The organism is Streptomyces sp. NBC_00873 (assembly GCF_045207415.1).
Lineage (GTDB): Bacteria > Actinomycetota > Actinomycetes > Streptomycetales > Streptomycetaceae > Streptomyces.
Map to the genome: position 1 here is coordinate 8,242,113 of NZ_CP108803.1, position 26,543 is coordinate 8,268,655.

Below are 26,543 nucleotides of genomic sequence, written 5' to 3' on the forward strand. Positions count from 1 at the left end.
AGCGTAGGCAGTTCAGCTTTGTGGCGACTATGGATTTCAGGGACGGTGCCGGTCCGTCGACGTAGTGATGGTGGTGCGGTTGGCGATGTCTGGCATGCCGAGATCGACTGTGGAGGGTCGGCGGGCTGCTTCGGCATCGAGCTGGTCCAGCTTGCCCTGCGCGCCGGCGAGGCTGACCTGGAGGCCCTCGACTTCGCCCAGCCATCCTTCCCGCTCCGCCTCGGCGATTCGGGCGATCAGGTTGTCACGGATGTCAGTCAGCCGTGACCGTTGGGCTGGATCAGGCCGGAGGAGCGAACATCTGACACAAGCGTGCTCATGGATGCAGGGGGATCCGAAGGCGCGTGCGCAGGTGCCGATGGACACCTTCCGCTTCTCGAAGTGGGAGAGGAAGGCGTCCCACTCCTCCTCTGTCGGGATGCGGTACTCCTCACCGGGGCGGGAGGCCCGTCGGCGAGTGATGAACGCTCGGTGGGCCTCGATCGTCTCGGCAGGGTAGACCGCCTTGTATCCGATTGTGGTGTCGATGTTCTTGTGACCGCAGATGACCTGGGCAATGTGCGGGGGCAGTCCGTTCATGATCGCGTCGGTGACGAAGATCCTTCGAAAGTCGTGGGGGGAGAAGGACAGTGCCTCACCGTCGGCGTTGGTCAGCCCGGTCGCGGCCAGCGCTTTGATCAGCAGCTTTCGGATCGCGGTCGGTGTGAAAGCCCGGTGCTCGGAGCCGATGCCGCGCTGAAACAGCAGTGGCATCGGCGGGTTCCAGACCTTCTCACGGACGTCGTAGGCGGCCACCAGCGGAACCATCCCGCTGGGGCCGCGCAGTCGACTGATGATGGCGCTGAGGACGTCGGCGAGTTCCGGGCTGACCAGCAGGAGTCGCTCGGTATCCGTCTTGGACGGAGCGATCTGCAGCAGCGGGACGACCTCGCCGGTGGACGGGAGCCGGTACTGGGTGACGCTGTGGTGCGTGAGTTCCAGGAGCTCCTCGTTGCGAACACCGGTCAGACGCAGGACTTCGATCGCGGCGAATGCCCAGAACGCCTCCTCTTCTTCGTAGGACAGATTCCGCCGACGTCCACTGGAGCTCTCCTCGGCCCAGGTGAGGTGGCCCGCGGCCTTCGGAGCGATGGCTCTGCGCAGGGCGCCGCCCGTGCCGGGGATCAGCTCTCCGGGCTCGGTGTCTCCCGCGGCCTGGAGCAGGCCGGCCGCTTCGCGGCGCCGCCGGTCGGTGGCACTGACCAGGGCGGGGAGGACGGGAAGCCGCTCGCGGGTCCGCTGATCCATCCGGGCTTTGCGCCGCTTGCGTTCCTTTGCCTTGTGGATCTCGTCGTCGCTGATCGGACAGGGCACGGCCCATGGCCCCCAGCGGGCCGGTTCCTCGGCCGCCCATTGAGCGATGTCAAGGTAGAACGCTCGGACGCGCATGAGTTCGTCTTTGGCGTTGAGCCGCGGGCTGGTGACTTCAATGCTCTTGCCGTCGGGGCCGACGACGGTGCGCTTTTTGACCTTCAGGTCGTCCTTCCAGGCGCGAGCCACCGCCGGGGGTAGCCGCAGGGAGTCGATTCCTGGTGCCAGATCTTCGATCCGGGCCCAGAACAGGCCCGCGAGCGTGCGGGAGATCGCGTCCAGGCTGGTGAAGTCCAGCGATGGTTGGCGTTCGCGCAGATAGTCCACGATCACGTCGCGTACCGGTTGGCATTGGATCTGGTAGCGGTCCACCAGTTCTTCGATGCTCAACTGGCCCAGGGCGAGCCCGAAGGCACGGATCGTGGCCGGGGCGTTCTCGGGGAAGATGCCCATGGCCCGCAGTCGCAGGTAGAAGTCGACCTTCTTCTGTCCGCCGCGGGCGTGCACCCGGCGCTGGGTATCGATGAGCTCCACGCAGTCGCCGACGGTGATGTCGTCGATCCGCCCGCCTTTGCAGGCCAGCAGGGTGGCGATCCGCGTCGCGGCGGTCTGCGCATCCTGGCGCGCGCTCGCCGGCCCGGCGGAGGCCAGCTGGTGCAGTCGCGCGAATCCATCCGGGTCTCGGGTCTCGGCCATCACAGAGGCGAGATACCGGTGCGTGCGGGTGAGCATCCACGGTAGAGCGGGACGAATGACGTCTCCGCAGATCAGCATCAGCAGCCCGGAGGCCAGGTCCTCCCGGTCATGCGATGGTGAGGACCCATGCTCGCTCAGCCACCGCTGCGGGATCTCCACCCAGGCGGCTCCGGACAAGTCCTCGGCCCCCGTGGCCATCCAGCGCTGTTGCCAGGTATCGCCGGGCTGGCTCGACAGCCAGCGCAGCAACTTGGTCACCCCGCGGCGGCGTCCCGCTCGGGTGCCGTTCGCCACCGGGAGGAACGGCGCCGTCGTCAGGTGTCGCAGCGTCTCCTCAGACGACTGCGTGGTCTGGGGCCACCACCGTTGTGACGCCCGAGCCGGGAACTGCTCCCGAAGTCGGCTGTTTCGCGCCTTGGCCTGCTCCGCTGTCGCGTTGGTGACCTCCAACGGCTTGCGCGTCGTGTGCTTGACGACGGCCGTCATGACGAGCGCCCGAACAAGACGTCCAGCGACGCCGGATCGTAGCCCGGTGCTGGCGGTGCTGGCGGTGCTGGCGGTGCTGGCGGTGGTGGCACCGGCTGGATGCTTGCGCGGGCCTGGCGTGCGTGATGCGCCAGCACGCCGGCCACGACCTCGTCCTTGTGCGGCATCAGATATACCTCAGTAGCGGACAGGTGAGCGTGTCCGAGCACCCACTGCACGTCGGACAGTGTCAGCTTCGGGTCGCGCACCATCTGGGCGGCCGCGCTGTGCCGCAGGTCGTGAAGGGTCCAGTCGGCGCCGAGCGAGGCGTTGACGCGCTCGAACATCCGGTGAGCGCCGTGGTATGTCAGGGGGCGGATCGGTTCTCGCCGTGTCCACCACACCGGCTGGGTGCGGCCTCGCGCAACCTGGTCTTGTACCTCCCGCTGGTAGAGGCGCAGCCATACGAATGCGTCCGCAGATGCCGGCACCTGCTGGACTGCCCGCGAGCCCTTGCGCACCACGCTGATCAACTGCTGGCCGGGGTCGACGTCGCGCTGGCGCATGCCGAGCAGTTCCGAGGCCCGCACCCCGGTGGAGATCCAGAAGGCGACCAGGGCCCGGTCGCGGTTGGAGGGCAGCGCCGCGAACAGTTTGTTGAACCATGCTTCCGGAATCGAGCGCGGGATTCGCCGCGGCAGGCTCGGCCGGTAGCGGCCCACCCGCTCAGGCTTCCAGCCGTCCATCGGATTGTGGTGCGCATGAGCCCGCCCGGAGCGGCGGGATAGATCCAGCGGGAACGGGTTGAGCAGCGGGCCGGTCCCCACGTCTCGGTGCACGCTATAGAACCGGCGCAGCACCGTCTCGCTGTGCACGACGGTAGCCGGAGCGTATCCGGATCCCGTCGACGGCTTCCCGGTCACCGGGTTCGTGGCACCGGCTCCCCGTACCGCTCGCGGGCCCATGGCCTTGCTCTTCCTGGGTTTGGCGGTCTCTTGGATCCAGCAGCTGAAGTCGCGGGCTTCCCGACGAGTCGCCCGGTCCCAGGGAACGTCCACGGCCTGCAGGAACCTTCTCTGCACCAAGTCAAGCGGGAGCTGGTGGTTGATGAAACGCTCGATTACCGAGCGCTTCATCAACCAAAGGTCAGCGACGATGTGGTCGCTCGGCATCGAGCAGTCGCTGCTCGAATTCGAGCAGCGAGCGGCCCTTCACAGCCCTGCGATACCGGCCCGCTGCGCCTGCAGCTCCGAACGGACGAGTTCTAGGAGGCGGCCTGCCCAGTTGCGGCCGCGTCCGGCGTTATCCCCCCAGAAGGCCGAGTCAGCGTCGTCGTAGATCACGGTGGCGTCGTTCGTGGTCAGCAGGATCTCGGCCAGGTCGGGGTGCTGGTCGTACTTAGCGCGCAGGAGGCCCGCCATCACCGCGGTACGGGCATGCTGCCAGCCCTCACGCTGTGCTGCCGCGGTCGCGGACTTGCGTGCGGCGGCATGGGTCTCTGCCGTGGCGATCACGGTCCGGACCTCGGGCTCAGCGACTGACAGGGCCCAGTAGGCGTGGGCGACAGACGGGTAGCTGACCTCGCCGACGACGATCGGGGCCGGGTAGTCGTTGCGCAGGCCCCGCCATCCCGGGGCATCGACCGGTTTGCTCGGATACGAGTGGTACAGCTTGATCGCCGGGGCGAAGGAGGCCACTGGTCCGTCTGCCGGGACGCGCGTGGCCCGTTCAGCGGCCCATCGCGCCCGTTCCTCAAAGTAGGCGACGGCCCTGTCGTAGTCCTCCTGCATGATCGGCCCATCGGCCGGGATGTACGTCTCGCTGCCGGGTCCCGCCACCAGCACCCGCAGCGGCCAGTCTTTGCTATCCATGTCGCCCAGTGCGTAACGGCGCTGCGAGATCGGGATGGCCAGGAAGGCGTTGCGGGCCGCGGTGCGGTTCTCCTCGGTCCGGTCGGAGAGGAAGGTGTCGACGGCGGCGAGGCATCGGCCCGTCGAATCCGGGCGCCCGTTGAGCTGGTCGATGGTGTCTCGTATCTCGGCGACCAGCAGGTCGGGGGTGAGGTAGCTGTGGGGCTCGCTGAAGGTCCAGCTGGCCAGTTCGAACGCGGATGCCTTGGCGCCGTCCGGCAGGGTGGTGGCAACCCAGCCGCTGCGGAGCTTGTCCTGGAACTCCTCGAGGGTGACCAGTTCCCAGCAGTCGATGAGCCCGTCGGCGTAGATGAACAGGTCGGTGAGGAAGTGCGTGCCGCCGTTGCGGATGAAGGCGTGGCGCCATGTGCCGGGTATGCGAACGCCGTCCGCAGTGCGATGAGTGGTCTTGTTGCCGATCATCCGGCGATTGTGTCGCAGCTGCCGCTGCGGGGTCGGGGAATTTCCGCACGGTCGAAGTCCCTCACCCGATTGCTTGACGGGTGGTGGGCATGCCGAGGCTGACAGTGCTCCGGTGGGTGAGGCAGGCCGCATCGGCCTGCTTGGTGCGGACGAAGGTCAGGTCGATGCCCTCGATCTCACCGAGCCATTGCTCTTCCTCGGCCCGCTTACGCCGCAGGATCAGGTCCTTCTCGATCTCGGCGAGCCGAGGGAGCATCTTGGGATTGACCTGGAGCACGGGACAGCGGATGCAGGCTTATCCGAACTAGGGCGCGTATCGGGTCGTGATCAATGGGTGGTCCGGGTGAGGTCTTTGATCCAGATCATCGAGGCGCGCAGGTGGAGGCCGGCGAGGTAGCTGTCCGGGGTCTTGTCGTAGCGGGTGGCGATGCCTCGCCAGGCCTTGAGCTTGTTGATCAGGCGTTCGACGGTGTTCCGCTCTTTGTAGAGGTCCGCGTCGTGACTGACGGGCCGGCCGCCCCTGCTGCCCTTCTTCGTCCGATTGGCGGCTTGGTCCTTCTTCTCCGGGATGACTGCCTTGATGCCGCGTCTGCGCAGGTGGGCCCGGTTACCGCGGGATGAGTAGGCCTTGTCCCCAGCGACCGCGTCCGGCCGGGTGCGGGGGCGGCCGACGGGCCCGCGGACCCGTATCTTCCCCAGCACGGGGATGAACTGCGGGCTGTCGGCGGCCTGTCCCGCGGTCAGGACGAACGCCAGCGGGCGGCACTTGCGGTCGGCGGCGAGGTGGACCTTGCTGGTCTGCCCACCTCTGGAGCGTCCGAGGAGGGCGGCCTTCAGCCGGAGTTTTCGGCGACGCCGGATGCGTCGTCGTTCTTCCCGCTCGGGATCGTTTTCGGCGTCCTGCCCGGTTTGTTCTTCGAGGCCGCCCCCTTGACCTGGCCTTCTCCTCCTCGGCGGCGGCCTTCTCCAGCGTGGTGATGACGTCCTGGTCCAGATGCATCCCGGCGGCGTCGTGGTGAGCCCGCGCGGTGGTGGAGTCGACGCTGACCAGGGACAGGTCCACCTCGCCCCGCTTCGCGGCCTCCGCGATCAGCCCCTCCAGCAGGGCCTCGAAGACGCCGGCGTCACGCCACTGCCGGAAGCGGTTGTGGACGGTCGACCAGGCACCGAACTCCTGCGGCATCTCCCGCCACTGCCCGCCCGTCCTGAACCGCCAGATCACCCCCTCGAACTGCTGCCGCAGCCGCTCGGGGTACGGGCCGTACTCGCCGATGGGCAGGTACGGCTCGATGAACTCCCACTCCGTGTCCCTCAGTTGCACTCGCGTCACGCAAGAACACCTACCGGTCCAGGCCCCGCCGCGAAGGCGAATCCCGCAGATTGATCACGACTCGATACGCGCCCTAGGGCGTGTTCCAGGTTCAGATCACTGTTGGGTCAAATCGCTCCGCCGGAGTGGCTCGGGACGGTAGACATCCGGGGTGACGCGAGGCGATCTGACGGATGCAGAGTGGGAGTTGTTCGAGCCGCACCTGCCGCTCGGCGTGAGTGGACCGATCCCTGACCTGCGTAAACAGTTGAACGCGGTGATGTGGAGGTTCCGGACCGGGAGCCCGTGGCGCGACATCCCCGAACGCTACGGGTCCTGGTCCACCGTCTACGGCCGCTTCCAGAAGTGGGCCCTTGCGGGCACCTTCGAGACGCTGATGGAGCGGATGATCGCCGAGGCGGCCCGGCGAGGACAGGCCGATCTGGACCTGGTCAGCGTCGATTCCACCGTCGCACGCGCGCATCACCACGCGGCCGGCATGGCCGTCGAACCCGGGCTCCTGGAGGAACTGGTGAAAGCCGCCGAGGAGGAAAAGGGGCTCCAGCAAAGGGACAATCCGCCCAGGTGACGGCCGAAGGCGACCCGGTCGAGGAAGCGTTACGTGCCGAACGACGACGGATACGCCGCCGCCACAAGGCCCGCCTGAAAGCTGCCGCGTTGGGGCGCTCGCGGGGCGGGCTGACGGTCAAGACGCACCTGGCCACCGACCGGCGGTGCCGCCCGCTGTCGTTCGTGGTGACGCCGGGACAGGCGGCCGACAGTCCGCGTTTCGCCGCGGTCCTCGACCGAGTCAGGATCCGTGGGCCGGTCGGTCGGCCCCGCACCCGCCCCCGGGCCGTCGCCGCCGATAAGACATCCCACGCGGATAAGCGTCAAGCTGCCGCTGCGATATGCCCGGTTGAGGGCTGCGGGAAGGCGATTGCTTCGTCGTAGGTGTGGCCGTTCTGGAGGCAGTGGAACAGCATGCCCATAAATCGGTTGAAGAGGTTCCGCTGTGCTGCGACGTGACGGTCGCCAGCTGCTCGTCGGCGGTCGTAGTGGGCTCTGGCGCCTGGCGACCTGGTGAGAGAGACGAAGGCCCAGACGTAGCCGACGGCAGCCAGTCGCTGGTTCTTGACCTTCCGACTCATGACCTTGCAGCTCTTGCCGCTGGCTCTGGTGACCGGGGCACTTCCCGCGTAGGCCTTCAAGGAACCAGCGCTGGCAAATCGAGCCCGGTCATCGCCGATCTCCGCCAGGACCCGGGCGCCGGTCAGTGCGGCGAGACCCGGAAAGCTGCGGATCACGGGTGCGTCCGGATGCTCTTCGAAGGCTTGCGTGACGGCTTCTTCGAGCTGGCTGGCGTTGTCGCAGGCGGTGTTCAGCTGCCTGAGCAGAGCAGACGTCTGATGCCCGAGAGCCGCCTCGACCTGCGGGAGCTGGTGGAGGTAGTCGCGTTTGAAGACCTCGTGGAGCCTTTCGGCTTCGGTCTGGATGCCGCGGACCCGGCCTGCCTGCCTGAGCAGTGACTGCAGGCGCCGCCGTGTCAGTTTCGCGGCAATGGTGGGGGTCGGTGCTGCAGCCAGAATGCTGCGGGCTTCCCTCGAGCACAGGCCGTGTTTGTGCTGGGCGAAGGCGTCGAGGATTGCTGGGTAGAACTCTCTCAGCTGGGAGCGAAGCTTGTTGTGGGCCTGGCCGCGGGCCCAGACGGCGTCTTGTTGGGCCCGGGCGAGCACGGCGATGGCTTGAACGAGTTCGGAGTCCGCCGGCAGCGATCTGTGGGCGGCCATGTCGGTCCGCAGGATGTTGGCCAGGGCCGCGGCGTCGACGGCGTCCGACTTCTTGCGGGCGACGGAGTGGCGGTCGCGGTAGCGGGCAACGGCCAGCGGGTTGATCGCGAAGACCGGCCGGCCGGTGGCTCGCAGGCACGCGACAAGCAGTCCGCGTGACGTCTCGATCGCCACCGGGATCGGAGCGTCCTCGCTATCGCCGTGCTCAGCCAACAGGGCCATGAGCTGGGCAAACCCTGCAGCATCGTCGCTGATCCGCATCTTGGCGAGTTGCTTTCCGCCCGCATCGACCAGTGCAATGTCGTGGTGGTCTTCGGCCCAGTCCACGCCACAGAAGACTGGCGTCGGTAACTCGGTGATCTCCATATGCTTCTCCTTCGGCGTGACTCTTTTCCCAGGCCAGAGCCTGTGCAGGGTGCGCGTGCTCCCTAATGGAAGTGCTCAAGGCACGTCATCCCACCAGCCGTTCGCAACCCCAGCGAGTCGTACGGCCCTCGGTCCGCGTCAGAGCTGAAAGCTCAAGGCAGAGCTGAGAGGTGATCCGCACAACCGGCTCGGACTACGGACAGCAAACCTCCCGGTGGGCGCAGATGGACCGGCCCGCAGCAACAGGACCACTTCGAGGCCCAAACAGACAGAACCGCACCTGGTTCCGAGCACTCATGCCCGGACTGCTGGGCGCGAGCCAACCTCGTCTTGTCAACAGGGCTCTCAGGCCCGGGCGTATTCAAAGGCTCGGCTCGCGCCCCCAGAACGGCAGCTACCGCCGACGTTCGCTTCCCATTAGGCGTATTCCTCCCGCGCGAACCGCTCCTACCTGCGTAAACGCCGGATCCAGGCGGTGATCCCGGAGAAGAAGGACCAGGCCGCCCACCGCAAGAAGCGAGGCTCGAAGGGCGGCCGCCCCCTCTCCCACGACGCCGAGCTTTACAAGGAGAGGAACACCGTCGAGCGCGGCATCAACAAGATCAAGGAATGGCGAGGGCTGGCCACCCGCTACGACAAGACTCCTACCAGCTACCTCGCCGGACTCCACCTACGCGGATCGATCATCTGGCTCCGGAGTCTCCGCCCCACATGATCCGAACCTGGAACACGCCCTAGTACTGCAACCGCATCTGGCGTGACGGACGGCGTTGTGTCTCGTTGGTGTGACTGTGTGCTGATGTGCTGACGGTTGAGCAGGTCGAGTCGTGGTCCGAGGGGGTAGCCGGGCTCCATGCCCGGTTCGCCCACCGTTTCGGCAGGTCGGAGCCGCGTGAGCGGGCGCTTGACTATCTGACCGGGTTGCTCGCGCCGCTGGAGATGAAGAACGGGTGGACGCTGTCGGAGCAGGTCGGGCAGCTGCGCCCGGACTCGGTCCAGCGCCTGCTCAACCACTCCGACTGGGACGAGAACGCCGTCCGCGACGACATCCGCGACTTCGTCGTGGAGACCATCGGCAGTGCGGACGGCGTCCTGATCTGCGACGACACCGGCTTTTTGAAGAAGGGCACCAAGTCCGCCGGTGTCCAGCGGCAGTACTCGGGCACCGCGGGGACTTGCAATTGAATAACTGTCAGATTTGATCTGAAGCATCGTCATCGTCAGGGTGCCGGTGGGAGGCTGTGGCATGGCTACGCATCCGCAACCCCGTACAGCGGCCGAAGCCCTGCAGACAAAGTTCGACCAGATCCTGCCGCACCTTGATGAGCGCCGTCGTCGGCTCTATCTGGCCAGCGAGGCCACCGCGATCGGCCACGGCGGCATCGCTCTGGTGGCGACGGCCTCCGGTACCAGCACCGCCACCATCGCACGCGGCATCGTCGAACTGGCCGGGCAGCCTGCACCGACCCGTCGGATCCGGGTTCCGGGAGGCGGCCGCAAGCCTTTGACGGCCACCGATTCCGGTCTACTGCCGGCACTCGAGGCGTTGATCGAGCCGCACACTCGCGGCGATCCCGTCTCCCCGCTGCGCTGGACCACGCTGTCGCTGCGCGCCTTGGCATCGTCCTTGACCGACCAGGGCCACCCGGTCAGCGCCACGACCGTCGGGCACCTGCTGCACAACCTGGGCTACAGCCTGCAGGGCACCGCGAAGACCCACGAGGGCGTCGGCCATCCGGACCGCGACGCCCAGTTCGCCCACCTGAACCGCACCGCCGCCGCCTTCCTCAACGACAACCAGCCGGTGATCAGTATCGACACCAAGGCCAAAGAGTGGCTCGGCGACCGCGACCGGCCCGGCCGCACCTGGCGACCGGGCGGAAACCCGATCAAAGTGGACTGCCACACCTTCATCACAAGCGACCAGCCGGTAGTCATCCCCTTCGGGATCTACGACATCGCCCACAACAGCGGCTGGGTCAACGTCGGAACCGACCATGACACCTCCGAGTTCGCGGTGGAGTCCATCCGCCGCTGGTGGCAGCACCGCGGACAAGCTGACCACCCGGACGCCACCCGGCTGCTGATCACCGCCGACTCCGGCGGCTCCAACGATCCCCGCCGCTGGACATGGAAGAAGCACCTGCACGCCTTCGCGCAGGAGAGTGGGCTCGAGATCACGGTCTGCCACTTCCCACCTGGCACATCAAAGTGGAACAAGATAGAACACCGAATGTTCTGCCACATCACCGCGAACTGGCGAGGACGGCCGCTGACCAGCTACGAGGTCGCCCTCGAGACCATCGCCGCAACGACCACCACGACCGGGCTTTCGATCGGGGCCGAACTCGACACCGGTAGCTACCACCTTGGCACGACCGTCACGCCAGCCGAGTTCCACGCTCTGCCGATCACACCGAGCACGTTCCACGGCGACTGGAACTACACCCTCGCACCTGCCCCGCCCAAGCCTCCCGAGGCGCCACGGACTCGTCGCCGGATCGACCCGGCCCTGACCGAACTGCTCACCGACCCGGCCCTGACGGGCATGGCCCGCTCCGACTTCGACCACTTGGTGGCGGTCTCGGAGCCGTACTGGGACGCCTTGGCCGAGGCAGCATTCCAACGACGCTTTCACCGTCCGCGCAGCTATCTCCACCCGCAGACCAGCAGCCTGGACCACTACCACCGACTGCTGACAGCGTTGTTACGCCGCCGCAGAGCATCGACGAGTACGCTCCTGGCCCACTTGCTGGGCGTCACCCGCACCAACCTGTCCAATCAGTTCCAGGACGGGCACCGTCTCCTGGACCTGCACAAAATCACCGTCAAGCCATTGCCCGGAGCGCCCGCCCGCACCCTGGAGCAACTGAAGGCCCGTGGGACGCCTATCGAAAGACACCCCACAGATCAAATCTGACAGTTATTCAATTACAAGCCCCGGGCCGGACCGAGAACTGCCAGATCGGGACCTTCCTGGCCTACGCCTCGGCGAAGGGGCGAGCCCTGATCGACCGGGAGCTCTACCTGCCGTCTTCCTGGACCGATGACCGGGACCGCTGCCGCGCTGCCGGGATCGACGACGAGGTGCCCTTCGCGACCAAGAACGAGCATTTCCGGCAGATGCTGCAACGTGCCATCGACGCCGGCGTTCCGTTCGCCTGGGTGACCGCGGACGAGGCGTACGGGCAGGTCAAGCACACACGGGCCTGGCTGGAGGAACGCAAGATCGCGCATGTCCTGGCCACCAAGGTCAACGACACCGTGATCACCACCAGTTGGGCCGAGTCGCGCGTCGACGACCTCATCGCCGCGCTGCCACGGCAACGCTGGAAGCGTCTGTCGGGCGGGCAGGGCGCGCACGGGGAACGGATCTACGACTGGGCCCGCGTCGCAATCCGCCCCTGCTGGGAAGAGGGATTCGGGCACTGGGTCCTGGCCCGCCGCAGTGTCAGCGACCCCACCGAGATCGCTTACTACGTCTGCTATGGACCGGCCATCTCCCGGCTGAAAGACCTGGTCAGGGTGGCCGCCACGAGGTGGGCAGTGGAGGAGTGCTTCCAGACCGCGAAGGGCGAGTGCGGCCTGGACCACTACCAGGTCAGGCTCTACCGGGCGTGGTACCGGCACATCACCCTGGCCATGGCCGCACTCGCCTACCTGGCTGCCGTCCGCGCCGCAGAAGCCGCAAAAGGGGCACCGCAGACGACGAGCAAGACCTCATACCCCTCAGCGTCCCGGAGATCCGCCGGTTGATGGGCCACCTCGTCAAGCCCCGTCACCAGACCAACGAGCACCATCTGCACTGGTCACGCTTTCGACGACGCAGCCAGGCCCGAGCCCGCCGCTCCCACTACAAACGTCGAGGCCACAACCCCCAAATGCGGTTGCAGTACTAGTGTCCTGCGCCGGAGATCCGTTGGCAGAAGCGGGCGAGTGAGTCGAGAATCTCTTCGGCTGTCTTGGTCCAGATGAACGGTGTTGGGTTTTCGTTCCATTCCTTGACCCAGGATCGGATGTCGGCTTCCAGGGAACGTACGCTTTTGTGTGCACCGCGGCGGATCTTCTGGTCGGCGAGGAAGCCGAACCACCTCTCCACCTGGTTGATCCAGGACGAACCAGTAGGGGTGAAGTGCAGGTGGAATCGGGGGTGCTTGGCCAGCCATGCTCTGATGGCGGGTGTCTTGTGGGTGCCGTAGTTATCGCAGATCAGGTGGACCTGGAGGTGCCCAGGAACCTCCTTCTCGATCTTGATGAGGAACTTCTTGAACTCCGCTGCCCGGTGCCGACGGTGCAGCGAGGTGATGACCTCGCCGGTCGCGACGTCGAAGGCCGCGAAGAGGGTGGTCAGACCGTTACGGACGTAGTCATGGGTGCGACGCTCGGGCATGCCCGGCATCATCGGCAGCACCGGCTGGGACCGGTCCAGCGCCTGGATCTGCGACTTCTCGTCCACCGACAGCACCACCGCCCCTTCGGGCGGATTGAAGTACAGCCCGACCACGTCGTAGACCTTCTCCACGAACAAGGGGTCCGTCGACAGTTTGAAGGTGTCCGTCAGATGAGGCTTGAGATGGAACTTCCGCCAGATTCGGCCCACGGTCGATTTCGACAGCCCACTGCGTTCGGCCATCGACTTGCGCGACCAGTGGGTGGCATTCTTCGGGATCTCCTCCAGCGTGCTGACCACGACCGCTTCCACCTGGTCGACGCTGATGGTGGGCGGCCGGCCCGGCCGGGGCTCGTCCACCAACCCGTCCAGCCGGGCGGCCAGGAACCGCCGACGCCACTTGCGGACCGTGTCCGCCGCTACCCGCAGATCCCGCGCCACCACAACAATCGGCGGAACGTCAGGGCCTGCACACGCCAGCACGATCCGCGCCCGTAACGCCACCGCCTGCGCAGACGTCGCCCGCCGGGCCCAACGCTCCAACACCGCACGCTCGTCAACGGACAACAACAACGGTTCCAGCTTCGGACCACGACGCGGTGCGGGCACACCCGCAGAAACACTCATACAGGTACTAACGACGGATCTCCGGCGCAGGACACTAGCCCGCCGGCCGCTCACCGTCCGTCGATGACGACCTGGGCCAACGACTGTGCGGCGCTGTCCAGTTCCCGCCGGGCGTTCAGCTGCCACGTGCTCGGACAACGGTTCCGCGGACCTGCCACGCACAGGGCCGCCACGGCCTCGTGACCGACCAGCACGGGCACCGCCAGCGACACGGCACCCGGTGTCAACTCCCCCCGGGAGATCGCGAAACGCTGGGCGCGAACGGTCTTGAGGAGCCGGAGGACTTCCTCGCGGTCGGGTGTGTCGGGGGTGAACGCGCGCAGCCCGGTCTGCAGGACGCCGCGCACGACCGGCTCCGGGGCGAAAGCCAGCAGCACACGCTCGCCGGCGCCGGCGTACAGCGGCAGCAGCTGTCCGACCTGGAAGGCCAGCCGGATCTGGTGCGTCGACTCCACCTGCCGGGCGCAGATCCCGTGGTGGCCCAGGCGCATGATCAGCGTCACCGTCTCCCCGGTGGCGTCGGCCAGTTGCTGCAGGAAGGGCTCGGCCAGCTCGGCGATGCGGTCGGCCGGCGGTCCGGAGGTCCTTCCCGGGAGTCGGGGCCCCGCCCGGAAGGCACCCTCGGCCTCGCTGACGAAGCCGTACTCCCTCAGCGTCCGCAGGTAGCGGTAGGTGCTGCTCAGGGGTAGGTCCAGGGCGGCGGCGAGGGCGTCGGCGCGGATGCCGTCCTCGGTGAGGACCCGGGCGAGCACCGACAGGCCCTTGCCGAAAGAGGAGTCGCGTCCGGGCGGGACCGACCCATCATCAGATGTTTCCATGTGGTGAGAATAGTTATTTGCAGTATCTGGAATCAACCGGGGAAGCTTCTGTCGAAGCCGCGGTATACGAGGGAGGAATTCATGAATGCCCTTCAGATCGGGGCGATCCCGCTGACCATGCGGGATCTGATTGACGTCGCACGCCGTGGGAAGCGCGTGGAGCTGGCGCCCGGGTCGGCCGACCGGATGCGGGCGAGTCTGGACTGGGTCAGCGACGCCGTCGCGGGGCGGCTGCGCGACGATCCCGGGGCGCCGGTGGAGCCGATCTACAGCATCAACACCGGATTCGGTTCACTGGCCGGCCGCAAGGCGTTCGAGCGTCCGGAGCAGGCGAGCGACCTGTCGCGTCGCCTGATCATCTCCAACGCCTGCGGCGTGGGACGCCTGCTCGAACCGGACCTCATTCGCGCCGCCATGCTGATCCGTGCCGTCAGCCTGGCCCGCGGTCACTCCGGCGTTCGGGTCGAGGTGGCCCAGGCCATCCTGGACATGCTCAACCACGACGTGCTGCCGGCGGTTCCGGAGTACGGCAGCCTGGGAGCCAGCGGCGACCTCATCCCGCTCGCCCACCTCGCGATCGTGCTGTCCCGGGCGCCCGAGGGCGAGGACCTGGACGAGGAGAGCGGCCAGGCACTCCTGAACGGACAGGTCGTCTCCGGCCTGGCCGCGATGAAGGCCGCAGGCCTGGAACGGCTCAAGCTCGGCCCCAAGGAGGGCCTCGCGCTCACGAACGGCACCTCCTTCTCCACCGCCATGGCCGCCCTGGCCGTCCACGACGCCCGTCAGCTCGCCCTGACCTCCGAGGTCACGGCAGCCATGACGATCGAGGCGCTGACCGGCTTCGGGGACGCGTTCCTGCCGCAGATCCACGAGGCCCGCGGGCACCCCGGCCAGATCGCCTCCGCGGCCCACCTGCGGGCGCTGCTGAAAGGCAGCGCCTTCATCGACGGCAGCGAGGAGGAAGACCCGCGGCGGCAGCCCCCGCAGGACGCCTACTCCCTGCGCTGCGTGCCCCAGGTGCTCGGCGCCGTCCGGGAGAGCCTGGAGTTCGTCGGTTCCGTCGTCGAGCGGGAGATCAACGCCGCCACCGACAATCCGCTCATCTTTCCGGAGCTCCCGGCGAGCCGCCGGCTCAAGGCGGTCTCCGGCGGCAACTTCCATGCCGAATACCTCGCCTTCGCCTCCGACTTCACCGCGATCGCGGTGACCGAGATCGGCAGTATCGCGGAGCGGCGGCTGTTCCGCCTCGACGACGGGACGCTGAACCGCGGCCTGCCCGACATGCTGGTCCGGTCCGAGGACATCGGCATGGACTGCGGCTACATGCTCCCGCAGTACCTCGCCGCCGCGCTGGTCTCCGACTGCAAGACGCTGGCCCACCCGGACAGCGTCGACTCGATCCCCACCTGCGCGAACCAGGAGGACCACGTCTCGATGGCGAACAACGCCGGCCGGCACGCCCGGCAGGTCGTCGCCAACATCGAGAACGTGATCGGCATCGAGCTCGTCATGGCCGCCCAGGCCCTCGAACTGCGGCTGGAGGTCAGCGGCAAGGGCCCGGAGGCCCTGTCGCCCGCCTCGCGGGCCGTCATCGAGCTCGTCCGCTCCACCCCGACCAGCGACGGGCGCGGCATCACGCACCTCACCCGCGACGTCGTGATGTACCCGCGTGTCCGTGCGGCCACAGAACTCGTCCACGCGGGCGCCGTCCTCGACGCCGTGGCGCCGATCACCGGGGGAGAAGGGCACTGAGGGCGCTGTGATGCCCAACCGTCCCGTGCCGGCTCCACAAGTTTGACGTCGCATCAGTTCGGCGGCGGGTCCGGCGACATGACCGTCGCCATGGATCCTGTCTTGCCGAACCGTCGCCACCGGGCGATACGTGGCGTGACCGATCCGCTACGCATCCGGGATTCCGGATGCGTTTCCCTCCCGGCCGAAGCCCGGGACATTCCACGCAGGGAGTACTGATGACAGCAGTGGTCCGACCCGCTGACCCGTCCAAGCCCGAGATCCTCTACCAGGTCAGGGCGGAGCGCGGGGACACCCTGCGCTGCAAGGGCTGGAAGCAGGAGACGATCCTGCGGATGCTCGAGAACAACATGGAGGTCGCCGAACACCCCGAGAAGCTCGTGGTCTACGGAGGCATCGGCAAGGCCGCCCGCAACTGGGAGTCCTACCACGCGATCGTCGACGCGCTGAAGAATCTCGCGAACGACGAGACCCTCGTCGTCCAGTCCGGCATGCCCGTCGCGGTCTTCGAGACGCATGACCTGGCGCCGCGTGTGGTCATGGCGACGACGAACTTCGTCCGCCCCTCCTGGCAGCGCTTCTACGAACTGCAGGACAAGAACCTCACCATCTTCGCCCAGTACACCGCCGCGCCGTGGGAGTACATCGGCACGCAGGGCGTCATCCAGGGCACGTTCGAGACGCTGCGCTCGGTCGCCGCCATCCACCTCGACGGAGACTGGGCCGGCAAGATCCTCATCTGCGCCGGGATGGGCGGCATGGGCGGGAACCAGCCCCGCGCGATGACGATGCTCGGCGGCGTCTCGGTCTGCGCGGACGTCGACGAGCGGATCATCAAGCGTCGGATCGAGGTCGGCTACTGCGACGTTCTCGCGGACTCCATACCGCACGCGCTCGAACTCGCCCGTCAGGCCGCCGATGAGAAGCGTCCCCTCGGCATCGCCGTCGTCGCCAACGCGACGGAGCTGTTCGAATACTGTCTGGAGCACGACTTCCGCCCCGACGTGGTGACCGAGATGACCCCGGCGCACGACCCGGTGGCCTACGTCCCCGTCGGCCTCACCGTCCACGAGGCCGAGAAGCTGCGCAGGAGCGACCGCGACGGATACTTCCGGATCGCCCGCGACGCGATGGTGCGTCAGCTCAAGGCCATGAACACCTTCTACGACAACGGCGTGCCCACCTTCGAGTACGGCAACCAGATCCGCCGCCAGTGCGAGGAGCACGGCTTCGAGGACGCGCTGAAGATCCCCGGCTTCGTCGCGGCCTACCTGCGCCCGCTCTTCCTCGAGGGACGCGGTCCGTTCCGCTGGACGTGCACCTCCGGCGACCCCGCCGACCTGGCCCGGCTCGACGACCTCGTGCTGGAGTTGTTCGCCGACGACGAGCTCGTCACCCGCTGGATCAACCTGGCCCGCGTGCACGTGCCGATCGAGGGCCTGCCCGCCCGGGTGTGCTACCTGGGCTTCGGGCAGCGCAAGAAGTTCGGCCTCGCGGTCAACGAGTTGATCAAGCGCGGAGAGGTGAAGGGCACGGTCGCGTTCTCGCGCGACAACCTCGACTCCGGCTCGATCATCAACCCGACGTTCGAGTCCGAGAACATGCCCGACGGGTCCGACTGCATCTCGGACTGGCCCTACCTCAACGGGCTGCTCAACGCCTCGGGCATGTGCGACCTCATCGCCATCCAGGCCAACTACGCCATGGGCGACTCGGTCCACACGGGCGTGACGATGATCGCCGACGGTACCGACGAGGCGGCCTTCCGGCTCAAGGCATGTCTCACCGTGGACAGCGGCATCGGCGTCGTGCGCCACGCGCAGGCCGGCTACGCGCGCGCGAAGGAGGTGGCCGAGACGGTCGGTCCGGACGAGGGCATGTCGGTCCCGCTGTGGTGGACGCCCACGGCCACGTTCGGACCCGACGATGAGTGACGAGTCCCTCCGGCTCGTGGACCTGCTCGTCACCGGTGCGGCCGAGGTCCTCACCTGCGCCGGCGACGCGCCCGACCTGATCGGGCGCGTCGCCGGCGGCGGGGTCGCGGTGGACGGCGGCCGGATCGTCGCCGTCGGCGACGTGTCCCGGTACGCCGGGCGGCGGGTACTCGACGCCGCGGATCGCGTGGTGATGCCCGGGTTCGTCGACGCGCACACGCACGTCGTGTTCGGCGGCACGCGGGTCCAGGAGTACGCCGCTCGCGTCGCGGGCCTGGAGCCTCCTCCGGGCGCCCCCGCCGGGATCCTCGGCACCACGCTGGCCACACGGGCCTGCGCCACCCCGGAACTGGTCGAGCAGGCCGGCCCCCGGATCCTGGAGATGCTCGCGCACGGGACCACGACACTGGAGAGCAAGAGCGGCTACGGCCTCGACACCGCGACCGAGCTGCGCATCCTGGAGGCCGGACGTACCCTCGCCGCCGACCTGCCGGTGGACATCGTGTCCACGTACCTCGGGGCACACGCCTTCCCCCCTGGCGTCGAACACGCCGCCTACGTGGACCGCGTCGTCGACCTGATCCCCGCGATCGCTGAAACAGGGCTCGCCCGGTTCTGCGACGTCTACTGCGACGAGGGGTACTTCGACCTCGCCCGGACGCGGCGCATCCTCGAAGCCGGCATCGCCCACGGCCTGAAACCCAAGCTGCACCTTGACGCCTACAGCCACACCGGAGCGGCGCGGCTCGCTGCCGAACTCGGTGCGACCAGCGTCGACCACCTGAACCTCACCACCATGGGCGAGTTGGAAGCACTGGGGGCGGCGGGAGTCGTCGGGGTCTATTTGCCCTGCCTGGACTTCGCGGTCGCCCACCCGGCCCCGCTCGACCCCCGCCGCATCCTCGACGCGGGCATGGAACTCGCTCTGGCCACCGACATCTGCCCCGGCTGCTGGACCACGAGCATGCAGCTGGCCGTCGTCATGGCCTGCCGCCACGGCGGCCTCAGCGTCCCGCAGGCGCTGCGGGCCGCGACGTACGGTGCGGCCCGGGCGCTCGGCTGCGACACCGTCACCGGGTCGCTGGAACCCGGCAAGCGCGCGGACCTGATCATCCTCGACGTCGCACGGCACGAGGACATCGCCTACCGGATCGGCCGCAATTCCGTGACCACCGTCGTGTCGGCGGGGACCGTCGTCGTCGGCTGAGGCCGGTCACCTGCCGGTTCGCCGCCGGTCCACTGCCGTTCCTGGAAATTCCTACGATCCGCAACACGAGCGCACGCGCTCTTTCCTGTCGAAGGTGCTTTCATGACGCCACCGATCCGCTTCCACGCCGAGTTCGCCTGGCTCGGCGGTACCGCCGCCGAGGCCGACGTTCTGATCGAGACCGACGGTGACCGCATCACCGCCGTGACGCCCGGGGTTCCGGCGCCGCCCGGCGCCCGGAGGCTGCCCGGCCTGACCATGCCAGGGCTGGCCAACACCCACTCGCACGTGTTCCACCGCGCCATCCGCGGCCACAGTCAGAGCGGGGTCGCGGACTTCTGGCGCTGGCGTGACCTGATGTACGGGGTGGCCGAGCGGCTCGACCCCGACCTGCTGTACGAGCTGGCGCTGGCGACCTACGCCGAGATGGCGCTCAGCGGGATCACCAGCGTGGGCGAGTTCCACTACGTGCACCACGGACCGGACGGGCGGCGCTACCGTGACCACAACGCCATGGGACGGGCCGTCGTCCGCGCCGCGAACGACGCCGGCCTGCGGATCACCCTGCTCGACGCCTGCTACCTGCAGGCCGATGCCGGTGGCGCACCCACCCGAGGCGTGCAGCGCCAGTACGACGACGGTTCCTGGCAGGCGTGGGCGCGCCGGATGGACGGGCTCACCGACACGCCCCGGTCACGCGTCGGAGCAGCGATCCACAGCGTCCGCGCGGTGCCGCGCGCGGCGATGGGGCCCATCGCCGACTACGCCAGGGAACGCGGCCTGCCACTGCACGTGCACCTGTCCGAGCAGCCGGCCGAGAACGCCGCGTGTGAACAGGTGTACCGGATGACGCCCACGGAGTTGCTCGACACGGAGAAGGCGCTCGGCCCGCGCACCACGGCGGTGCATGCCACTCATCTGACCGACCGTGACATCGACCTGCTGGGCCGGTCCGGCACGACGGTCAGCATGTGCTGCACCACCGAGCGCGACCTCGCCGACGGGGTGGGACCGGCCGTGCGCCTGGCCCGTGCGGGCTCGCCGTTGTGCGTCGGCAGCGACGCCCACATGATGATCGACCTGTGGGAGGAGGCCCGTGCCATCGAGCTCGACGAGCGGCTGGTCAGCGGTCGGCGCGGACATCTGAGCGTGGGCGCTCTGGCCGCCGCGCTGACCGCGGACGGGGCCGCGTCGTTGGGCTGGGACTCCGGGCGCCTCGCCGCAGGAGCACTCGCCGACCTGGTGAGCGTGCGCCTCGACTCGCCACGCACCGCCGGCGCCCGCCATGGCGACCCGCTGGCACATGTGCTCTTCGCGGCGACCGGGGCGGACGTCGACACGGTCGTCGTCGCAGGCGATGTCGTCGTGGACCACGGCCGACACCGGCACGTCGCGGACGTCGGCGCCGCGCTCGACCGGGCGATCGGCGAGGCGCTCGGCGCGCGCCGTCCAGCACGGCCGATCGGAGGACAGCCGGCCGAGGGGCGGGAGGCGTGGTGATCATGCCCGCGCGGGGGCTTCGGAGCGGAGGTCCGCCCGCCGTCCGGACGGACGAAGCGGTGCAGCTGCGTTCCGAGTTGATCCGGCAGCGGCTGGTCCGCGACGGCCCGAGCTGTGCGAGGGCTGCCGGACCGCCATCGGTGAGGGCGGCGGCTGGAGTTCGTGGGTGTCGGCGGACACCCGGATCCACCCGGTCCACACCGCTAGGCCTGCGTATCTGACGCACAATCACAAGGCGGCGTATATCGCCTAGTTGGGAGGCTTTTCAAGGCGGTTTACCCCTCGTGGGTGGGCCGCATTTCGCTTGGTCGGGCCTGGTGCGGGGTTGAGGGGGCATGGTGGGGCACCGCGCGGCTACGGGGCGCCGCGACCGGTGTGCCGAGCTGCGGTTTTCCGCGGCTTCGGGGAATCCTGCGGGTGCTGGTTCCGGCGGCCGGGGGTGCTCGCTGCGCCGCGGCCGGGGGTACCGGGGACGAGGCGGCCTGCGTCGCGGATGAGTTCGGCGGGACGCCGTTCTTGCGCATGCGCTCCAGAACCCAGGAGGGACTCGGCAGCACTCACACGGTCGGAGCGTCAGGGTGTGGACCGGTTTCTCCGTCCGCCGCGTGGCAGGCCACGCTGCGGACGCTGGTCAAAGGGCGCAGGGCGGGGGTTGAGGTGGCGCACCGGTCGAAGGCCGCGGGGCAGCGGTGGCGGAAGGGGCAACCGGAAGTGGCGGCTTGGGTGTCGGTGCGCTCTGTCCGGGGAGGAGTGGCGCTGCTTCGGCCCTCGCTGTTCGTTGTGCCGAGGCGAGGTACGGCGTCGCGCAGGGCGACGGTGTAGGGGTGTGCCGGGGAGGCGAGGACCTCGGAGGCGGGTCCGGACTCGATGACGCGGCCAGCGAAAAGGACGTGGACGGTCTCGCAGAGCCGCGGGACGACCGCGAGGTTGTGGGTGATCAGCAGGTAGCGCAGGCCCGCCGTGGTGCGCAGGTCTTCGAGCAGGTCGAGGACACGGGCCTGGACGGTGACGTCGAGGGCGCTGGTGGGCTCGTCGAGGATCAGCAGCGCGGGGTCGACGGCCAGCGCCCTGGCGATGACGACGCGCTGCCGCTGGCCGCCGGAGAGTTGGTGTGGGAGGCGCCCGGCGAGCTGCGAGTCGAGGCCGACGGACTCCAGCAGCACCTCGATCGAGGGGCCCTCGTCCTTGCGCAGGCGCAGGGCCTCTCGCAGCGAAGTGCCGATGGTCATCCGTGGGTTGAGGGCCTCCGAGCCGTCCTGGAAGACGGGCTGGACGCGGGAGCGGTAGTCCCTCCTGGCGGCGCGGTGCAGCTTGTGGATGTCCTGCTCCGCGAACCGCACTGTGCCGGCGCTCGGCTTGACCAGGCCGAGGAGGGCGCGGGCGATGGTGGTCTTGCCCGACCCGCTCTCGCCGATGAGTGCGACGCCGCCCCTCGCGCCGGCTCCGGCGGACTCAGCGGCCGAGTCCGGAGCCGTCCCGGCGCTGAGGGAGAGCGAGACGCCGTGGACCACGGTGTTGCGCCCGTAGGCGACGGTCAGGTTGTCGGCGGTCAGCATGCGCTCACTCTCCAAGGGTGGGAACGGCGGCGAGCAGTTCCCCGGTGTAGTCGGCCGACGGGGCGGCGAGCACGTCGGTGGCCGGGCCGGACTCGACGACGTGTCCGTGCCGCATGACGACGATGTGGTCGGCGATCCGGGAGACCACCGCCAGGTCGTGCGAGACGAGGACGAGGGCGATGCCATGCTCGGCCCGCAGCCGGTCCAGCAACTGCAGTACCGCCGCCTGGACGGTGACGTCGAGCGCGCTGGTCGGTTCGTCGGCGAGGACGACGTCCGCGCGTAGCGCGACCGCCATGGCGATGGCGAAGCGCTGGGCCTGGCCGCCGGAGATCTGGTGCGGGTAGCGGCGCAGCAGGTCCGGGTCGAGCATGACGTCGCGCAGCGCGTCGTCGGTGCGTTGCCGGACCTCGGTGCCGCGGATGCCGTGGCGGGCGAGGACCCGCCGGATCAGCGTGCCGAGCCGCATCGTGGGGTTGAGGGAGGACTGCGGGCTCTGGCTGATGAGGGCGATGCGGGCGCCGCGCAGAGTGTTGAGAGTCTTCTCCGGAGCGCTGACGACATCGGTGTCGCCGAGCATGATGCGGCCGGAGACCCTCAGCCCGTCGGTCAGGCCGAGCATGGCGTGCAGGGTCGTGCTCTTGCCGGAGCCGGACTCGCCGACGATGGCCACGCAGGCCCCGGCGCGGACGTCGAGGTGCGGCAGGGAGGCGAGCAGCCGGGCGTCGTCACCGTCGCCGACGCGGACCTGGAGGTCGGTCACGGTGAGGGCGGACCGGTCAGGGCGGGGACGGCCGGAGACGATGCCCGCGGTCCCGCTGTCCTCGTCTCCGTCGCTGTCGCGGTGAGGTCTCATCTGGTCAGCTCCCGGTGCGGGTCCAGGGCGGAGCGCAGGCCCTCGCCGAGCACGTTGAAACAGAAGGCGGTGAGCAGGATGGCCAGGCCCGGGAAGGCCACGACCCACCAGTCGGTGATGAACAGGTCCTGGCCCTGCTGGACCATCAGGCCCCACTCGGCGGTGGGCTCCTGCGGGCCCAGGCCCAGGTAGGACAGGGCGGCGGAGGTGAGGATCACGCCGCCCGCGTCGAGTGAGAGCTGGACCAGGACGGGCGTGACGGCGTTCGGGAGCACGTGGCGCAGCACGATCCGGGTCCGGGTGACGCCGAGGCAGCGGGCCGAGTCAACGAAGCCGCGGGTGCGGATGGTGGTCGCCGCGACGCAGGTCATGCGCGCGTACCAGGGCCACCAGCCCACCGAGATGGCGATGATCGCGCTCCCGGTTCCGGCCTGGAGTACGGCGGCCAACGCGACGGACAGCAGCAGTGCGGGGAAGGCCAGGAAGATGTCCGTGATCCGCATGATCACGTCCCTGACCACGCCACCCGCGTACCCGGCGACCACGCCGAGCGGTACGCCGACCAGAGCGGAGAGGGTCAGCACGGCGGCCGCGACGGTGAGGGAGGTGCGGGCGCCGTACAGGACGCGGGTGAGCAGGTCGCGGCCGACGGCATCGGTGCCGAACCAGTGCTGTGCACCGGGGCCTGCCAGCGTGTCGAGGGGGTGGGTCGCGTGCGTGCCGTCGGCGGGATAGGGGGCCAGCCACGGGGCGAGGACCGCGCCGAGCACGATCAGGATCAGCACCACCGCTCCGACGTGCCGGGACCAGCCCAGGAGCCGTCGGACGCGTCCGCGCCGTGGCGCGGACGCGGGCCCCGAGGCGCTGTGGGGGACGGGGACGGAGCCGGTTGCCGTGACGGGGAGCGGGGGAGCCTGCGTGGGGGAGCCGTCGGTCATGACAGTCTCACTCTCGGGTCGATGACCGCCTGGGTCAGGTCCACCAGCAGGTTGGTCAGCACGTACGTCAGCGCGACGACGACGGTGACGCCGGCGACGGCGGGGGCGTCGGCGGAGGTGATGGCCGACGAGGCGTAGCGCCCCAGACCCGGCCAGTTGAAGACCTGCTCCACCAGGAACGCGTTCACCAGGGAGAACGCGAAGACCAGGGCGAGCAACGCCAGCAGCGGACCGGAGGCCGGTCGCAGCGAGAACCGGGTCAGCACCTGCCATCGGGAGAAGCCGTAGGCGCGTTCGAGTCGGGCGTGCGGGGCGGCGACCTCCTCCAGCAGCGCGGCGCGGGTCATCTGTGCGACCACGCCGACCGGGTAGGCGGCCATGACCAAGGCCGGAAGCACCAGATGGGCGAGGGCGCTGCCGAGGACGGGCCAGTTGCCGGTCAGCAGTGAATCGAGCAGCGTCAGGTGGGTGAGGTGCTGGAGCGGGCTGGTCTGGTTCAGGCTCGGCGTGTACTCCCCGGCGACGGGGAACCACCCCAACTGCGCGGCGAACAGGTTCTGGACGGCCAGGGCCAGCAGGAAGGCCGGCACCGACACCGCCAGCATGGAGGTCATCCGCACCGAGCCGTCGCCGACCGCGCGACCCCATCGGCCCTTGCCACGACGCAGGTGCGCGCCGAGCAGGCCCAGCGGCACCCCGACCGCGACCGCCAGTACCAGGGCGCAGCCGACCAGTTCGAGCGTGGCGGGGAGGGCGGTCGAGATGTCGGCCAGGACGGTGCGCCGGGTGTGCAGGCTGGTCCCCCAGTCGCCGCGGATCAGGCCCGTGACGTAGCGCCACAGCTGCTCGGGCAGCGGTGCGCCGAGACCGAGCTGCTTGCGGACGGCGGCCAGCTGCCTGGCCGTGGCGCGCGGGCCGGCGTAGGTGACGGCCGGGTCGCCTGGAACGAGACGGGTGATGGCGAAGGTCAGGGCGACGACACCCGCGACGACCAGGGCGGATTGGGCGAGGCGTTGGGTCAGGTACCTCATGGCGACGGCTCCAGGTCGTAGACGAAGACGACGTCCGGGTAGGCGGGGTTGTCCCGGTAGCCGGTGATGCCGCTCGCGTAGACCCGCTGGTAGGTGTTGACGAACAGCGGCGCCGCCGCGGCGTGCTGCTCCAGCAGTTGCCGCTGCAGCAGGGCGTAGTTGGCCCGTGCGGCGGCCGGGTCGGTCGCGGTCAGCTGCGGGATCGCGTCGATCTCACGGTCGACGACCGGGTCGTCGAGGTAGCTGAGGTTGAAGGAGACCGGCTGCGCGGAGTGGAACAGGTTGATGAACCAGCCGTAGGCGCTGGCGTAGTCCGCGTACCAGTACATGAGCAGGATGTCCTGGCGGTGCGCAGGGTCGGCGGACTTGGCCTGCGCCCACTGCGCGTTCCACTGCATGGGCCTGGCGTCGAGGGTGATGTTCAGGCCCTGCAGGTCGGAGGAGAGCAGGGTGACGAGGAGCTGCTGGGCGTCGTCCCCTTGCGCGTAGGTGAGGTTGAGCGTCAGGTGCTTCCCGCCCGGGCCGTAGCCGGCCTCGGCCAGCTGTTTCCGGGCCAGGGAGAGGTTCTGGTGCCGTGTCAGCGAAGGGTCGTTGCCCGGAAGGCCGCTGGGGATGAGCCCCTGGGCCGGGCCGACGGAGCCGTGCAGGGCGGCGAGCAGGCCGTCGTAGTTGATGGCGTTCTGCACGGCCTGCCGCAGTCGCACGTCCTTGAGCGGTCCGGCGGCGGTGTTGAAGAACGCGATCATGTTCTGCAGTGACGGGGTGGCCTGGGTGGCGAGCGATCGGAAGTGCGTCGCCTCCTTGAACAGCTCCGGGTTGAGCTGGGCGACGAAGTTCACTTCGCCGGTCTCCATGGTCTGCCAGGCGGTGGTGACGTCGGGGGTGTGGTTGAAGACGATCTGGCGGTAGTGCCGCCCGCTCCAGCCGGCCCAGTACCCGGTGGAGGCGTTGAGGGTGACTTCGGCCTCCTGTCCCTGGTTCCAGGCGGCGACGGTGTACGGGCCGGTACCGGTGTCGTGGCCGGCCTCCAGCCAGTTCTTGAGCGCGCCGGGTTTCACCCCGGGCGGGGTGGTGTCGTAGATGTAGGCGCCGTAGTCGGAGGAGGCGATGACGTCCATCGGCGCCGCGTAGGAGAGGTGGAACACCAGCGTGGTCGGGTCCGGGGTGTCGATGGAGCTGACGGCGTCCCAGATGTAGGCGGCACCGCCCTGCGCGGCGACGGTCCGTTCGATGGCGGCCTTGGCGGCCTGCGCGGTCACCGGGGCGCCGTCGTGGAACCGCACGCCCCGGCGCAGGTGGAAGGTCCAGGTGCGGCCGTCCGCCGAGGAGGCCCAGGAGGTGGCGAGCTGCGGCTTGACGGCCCGGGTGGCCGGGTCGTACCGGGTGAGGGACTCGTAGACGTTCTGCAGGACGATGAGTTCGTTGGAGTACGAGGTCGCCGGGTCCCAGTCGGTGACGACGTCCCGGTGGTAGGAGTAGGTGAAGGTGGGGGAGAACGCGGTGGCGGCCTGGGGTGTGCCGCCGCCGCAGCCCGCGACGCACAGGGCGACGGCCGCGGCGAGCGTCGGCAGGCGAAGTCGCCGTGCCATGGGGGCCTCCTGCTGTGGTTGGGGAGAGGGCCGGGG

Annotated in this window: 17 protein-coding genes and 6 pseudogenes; 10 read left to right on the forward strand and 13 right to left on the reverse strand. The window is 68.9% G+C overall.

The genetic code is table 11. The features are described from left to right. Positions 1-36: 36 nt before the first annotated feature. From OH809_RS38055 to OH809_RS38075, 5 genes and pseudogenes are all read right to left on the reverse strand, one after another. Positions 37-2,532, reverse strand: a complete 2,496-nt coding sequence (locus OH809_RS38055; protein ID WP_406416637.1) for a tyrosine-type recombinase/integrase — start codon at positions 2,530-2,532, stop codon at positions 37-39. Continuing rightward, positions 2,529-3,683: a tyrosine-type recombinase/integrase gene (locus OH809_RS38060; RefSeq protein WP_406516119.1), complete on the reverse strand. Its 1,155-nt coding sequence runs from the start codon at positions 3,681-3,683 to the stop codon at positions 2,529-2,531. The genes OH809_RS38055 and OH809_RS38060 overlap by 4 nt, the downstream gene beginning before the upstream one ends. Before the next feature lie 39 nt (positions 3,684-3,722). Beyond that, positions 3,723-4,844: an NADAR domain-containing protein gene (locus OH809_RS38065; RefSeq protein ID WP_406416634.1), complete on the reverse strand. Its 1,122-nt coding sequence runs from the start codon at positions 4,842-4,844 to the stop codon at positions 3,723-3,725. A 61-nt stretch (positions 4,845-4,905) separates the two neighbouring features. Beyond that, positions 4,906-5,121: a recombinase gene (locus OH809_RS38070; RefSeq protein WP_406416632.1), complete on the reverse strand. Its 216-nt coding sequence runs from the start codon at positions 5,119-5,121 to the stop codon at positions 4,906-4,908. 50 nt (positions 5,122-5,171) lie between these two features. Continuing rightward, a pseudogene (locus OH809_RS38075) lies at positions 5,172-6,174 on the reverse strand (IS5 family transposase). 151 nt (positions 6,175-6,325) lie between these two features. Between OH809_RS38075 and OH809_RS38080 the strand changes: the two are divergent. Together OH809_RS38080 and OH809_RS38085 are read left to right on the forward strand one after the other, a co-directional pair. Continuing rightward, positions 6,326-6,742 (forward strand): IS5 family transposase, encoded by a 417-nt coding sequence (locus OH809_RS38080; protein ID WP_406416630.1) that lies wholly within the window; start codon positions 6,326-6,328, stop codon positions 6,740-6,742. Between the two features lie 86 nt (positions 6,743-6,828). Next, positions 6,829-7,026 (forward strand): annotated as a pseudogene (locus OH809_RS38085) (transposase); the annotation flags it as partial. Positions 7,027-7,046: 20 nt separating this feature from the next. On the opposite strand, the gene OH809_RS38090 reads toward OH809_RS38085, so the two are convergent. Next, complete coding sequence (locus OH809_RS38090; RefSeq protein ID WP_406424749.1) at positions 7,047-8,303, reverse strand: IS110 family transposase; 1,257 nt, start codon at positions 8,301-8,303, stop codon at positions 7,047-7,049. A 427-nt stretch (positions 8,304-8,730) separates the two neighbouring features. On the opposite strand from OH809_RS38090, the pseudogene OH809_RS38095 reads away from it, so the two are divergent. From OH809_RS38095 to OH809_RS38110, 4 pseudogenes are all read left to right on the forward strand, one after another. Next, positions 8,731-9,024, forward strand: a pseudogene (locus OH809_RS38095) (transposase); the annotation flags it as partial. Between the two features lie 89 nt (positions 9,025-9,113). After that, positions 9,114-9,482, forward strand: a pseudogene (locus tag OH809_RS38100) (transposase); the annotation flags it as partial. A gap of 73 nt (positions 9,483-9,555) precedes the next feature. Then, positions 9,556-11,249, forward strand: a pseudogene (locus OH809_RS38105) (ISAzo13 family transposase); the annotation flags it as partial. 3 nt (positions 11,250-11,252) lie between these two features. Then, positions 11,253-12,065: pseudogene (locus OH809_RS38110) on the forward strand (IS701 family transposase); the annotation flags it as partial. A 139-nt stretch (positions 12,066-12,204) separates the two neighbouring features. On the opposite strand, the gene OH809_RS38115 reads toward OH809_RS38110, so the two are convergent. Further along, a complete protein-coding gene (locus OH809_RS38115; RefSeq protein ID WP_331743599.1) occupies positions 12,205-13,326 on the reverse strand; it encodes an IS630 family transposase in 1,122 nt (373 codons plus the stop codon). A 50-nt stretch (positions 13,327-13,376) separates the two neighbouring features. Beyond that, complete coding sequence (locus OH809_RS38120; RefSeq protein ID WP_266993514.1) at positions 13,377-14,144, reverse strand: IclR family transcriptional regulator; 768 nt, start codon at positions 14,142-14,144, stop codon at positions 13,377-13,379. A gap of 81 nt (positions 14,145-14,225) precedes the next feature. Between OH809_RS38120 and hutH the strand changes: the two genes are divergently transcribed. The 4 genes from hutH to OH809_RS38140 all read left to right on the forward strand — a co-directional run bounded on the left by hutH (position 14,226) and on the right by OH809_RS38140 (position 20,537). Then, positions 14,226-15,896, forward strand: a complete 1,671-nt coding sequence (gene hutH, locus OH809_RS38125; RefSeq protein ID WP_406416628.1) for a histidine ammonia-lyase — start codon at positions 14,226-14,228, stop codon at positions 15,894-15,896. Positions 15,897-16,114: 218 nt separating this feature from the next. Then, positions 16,115-17,830 (forward strand): urocanate hydratase, encoded by a 1,716-nt coding sequence (locus OH809_RS38130; RefSeq protein ID WP_327241466.1) that lies wholly within the window; start codon positions 16,115-16,117, stop codon positions 17,828-17,830. Then, positions 17,823-19,037 carry an imidazolonepropionase gene (gene hutI / locus OH809_RS38135; protein ID WP_327241465.1) on the forward strand — a complete coding sequence of 405 codons (1,215 nt, stop codon included), beginning with the start codon at positions 17,823-17,825 and terminating at the stop codon, positions 19,035-19,037. Before OH809_RS38130 ends, hutI begins: the two co-directional genes overlap by 8 nt. 102 nt (positions 19,038-19,139) lie before the next feature. Then, positions 19,140-20,537 (forward strand): formimidoylglutamate deiminase, encoded by a 1,398-nt coding sequence (locus tag OH809_RS38140; protein WP_406516120.1) that lies wholly within the window; start codon positions 19,140-19,142, stop codon positions 20,535-20,537. 557 nt (positions 20,538-21,094) lie between these two features. Here the strand turns inward: OH809_RS38140 and OH809_RS38145 are convergent. From OH809_RS38145 to OH809_RS38165, 5 genes are read right to left on the reverse strand one after another with little or no spacing between them, the layout of a single operon-like run. Then, complete coding sequence (locus OH809_RS38145; RefSeq protein ID WP_266993524.1) at positions 21,095-22,093, reverse strand: ABC transporter ATP-binding protein; 999 nt, start codon at positions 22,091-22,093, stop codon at positions 21,095-21,097. Positions 22,094-22,097: 4 nt separating this feature from the next. Continuing rightward, positions 22,098-22,949 (reverse strand): ABC transporter ATP-binding protein, encoded by an 852-nt coding sequence (locus tag OH809_RS38150; protein WP_266993526.1) that lies wholly within the window; start codon positions 22,947-22,949, stop codon positions 22,098-22,100. Further along, positions 22,946-23,887 (reverse strand): ABC transporter permease, encoded by a 942-nt coding sequence (locus OH809_RS38155; RefSeq protein ID WP_406516121.1) that lies wholly within the window; start codon positions 23,885-23,887, stop codon positions 22,946-22,948. Before OH809_RS38155 ends, OH809_RS38150 begins: the two co-directional genes overlap by 4 nt. Continuing rightward, positions 23,884-24,918: an ABC transporter permease gene (locus OH809_RS38160; protein ID WP_406416621.1), complete on the reverse strand. Its 1,035-nt coding sequence runs from the start codon at positions 24,916-24,918 to the stop codon at positions 23,884-23,886. Before OH809_RS38160 ends, OH809_RS38155 begins: the two co-directional genes overlap by 4 nt. After that, complete coding sequence (locus tag OH809_RS38165) at positions 24,915-26,507, reverse strand: ABC transporter substrate-binding protein (RefSeq protein WP_406516122.1); 1,593 nt, start codon at positions 26,505-26,507, stop codon at positions 24,915-24,917. The genes OH809_RS38160 and OH809_RS38165 overlap by 4 nt, the downstream gene beginning before the upstream one ends. Positions 26,508-26,543 lie beyond the last annotated feature (36 nt).

Bases quoted from the DNA above. Each gene is read 5' to 3' on its own strand.
- OH809_RS38055 (WP_406416637.1), bottom strand. From the start codon at position 2,532: ATGACGGCCGTCGTCAAGCACACGACGCGCAAGCCGTTGGAGGTCACC.
- OH809_RS38060 (WP_406516119.1), bottom strand. From the start codon at position 3,683: ATGCCGAGCGACCACATCGTCGCTGACCTTTGGTTGATGAAGCGCTCG.
- OH809_RS38065 (WP_406416634.1), bottom strand. From the start codon at position 4,844: ATGATCGGCAACAAGACCACTCATCGCACTGCGGACGGCGTTCGCATA.
- OH809_RS38115 (WP_331743599.1), bottom strand. From the start codon at position 13,326: ATGAGTGTTTCTGCGGGTGTGCCCGCACCGCGTCGTGGTCCGAAGCTG.
- OH809_RS38120 (WP_266993514.1), bottom strand. From the start codon at position 14,144: ATGGAAACATCTGATGATGGGTCGGTCCCGCCCGGACGCGACTCCTCT.
- hutH (WP_406416628.1), top strand. From the start codon at position 14,226: ATGAATGCCCTTCAGATCGGGGCGATCCCGCTGACCATGCGGGATCTG.
- OH809_RS38130 (WP_327241466.1), top strand. From the start codon at position 16,115: ATGACAGCAGTGGTCCGACCCGCTGACCCGTCCAAGCCCGAGATCCTC.
- hutI (WP_327241465.1), top strand. From the start codon at position 17,823: ATGAGTGACGAGTCCCTCCGGCTCGTGGACCTGCTCGTCACCGGTGCG.
- OH809_RS38140 (WP_406516120.1), top strand. From the start codon at position 19,140: ATGACGCCACCGATCCGCTTCCACGCCGAGTTCGCCTGGCTCGGCGGT.
- OH809_RS38145 (WP_266993524.1), bottom strand. From the start codon at position 22,093: ATGCTGACCGCCGACAACCTGACCGTCGCCTACGGGCGCAACACCGTG.
- OH809_RS38150 (WP_266993526.1), bottom strand. From the start codon at position 22,949: ATGAGACCTCACCGCGACAGCGACGGAGACGAGGACAGCGGGACCGCG.
- OH809_RS38155 (WP_406516121.1), bottom strand. From the start codon at position 23,887: ATGACCGACGGCTCCCCCACGCAGGCTCCCCCGCTCCCCGTCACGGCA.
- OH809_RS38160 (WP_406416621.1), bottom strand. From the start codon at position 24,918: ATGAGGTACCTGACCCAACGCCTCGCCCAATCCGCCCTGGTCGTCGCG.
- OH809_RS38165 (WP_406516122.1), bottom strand. From the start codon at position 26,507: ATGGCACGGCGACTTCGCCTGCCGACGCTCGCCGCGGCCGTCGCCCTG.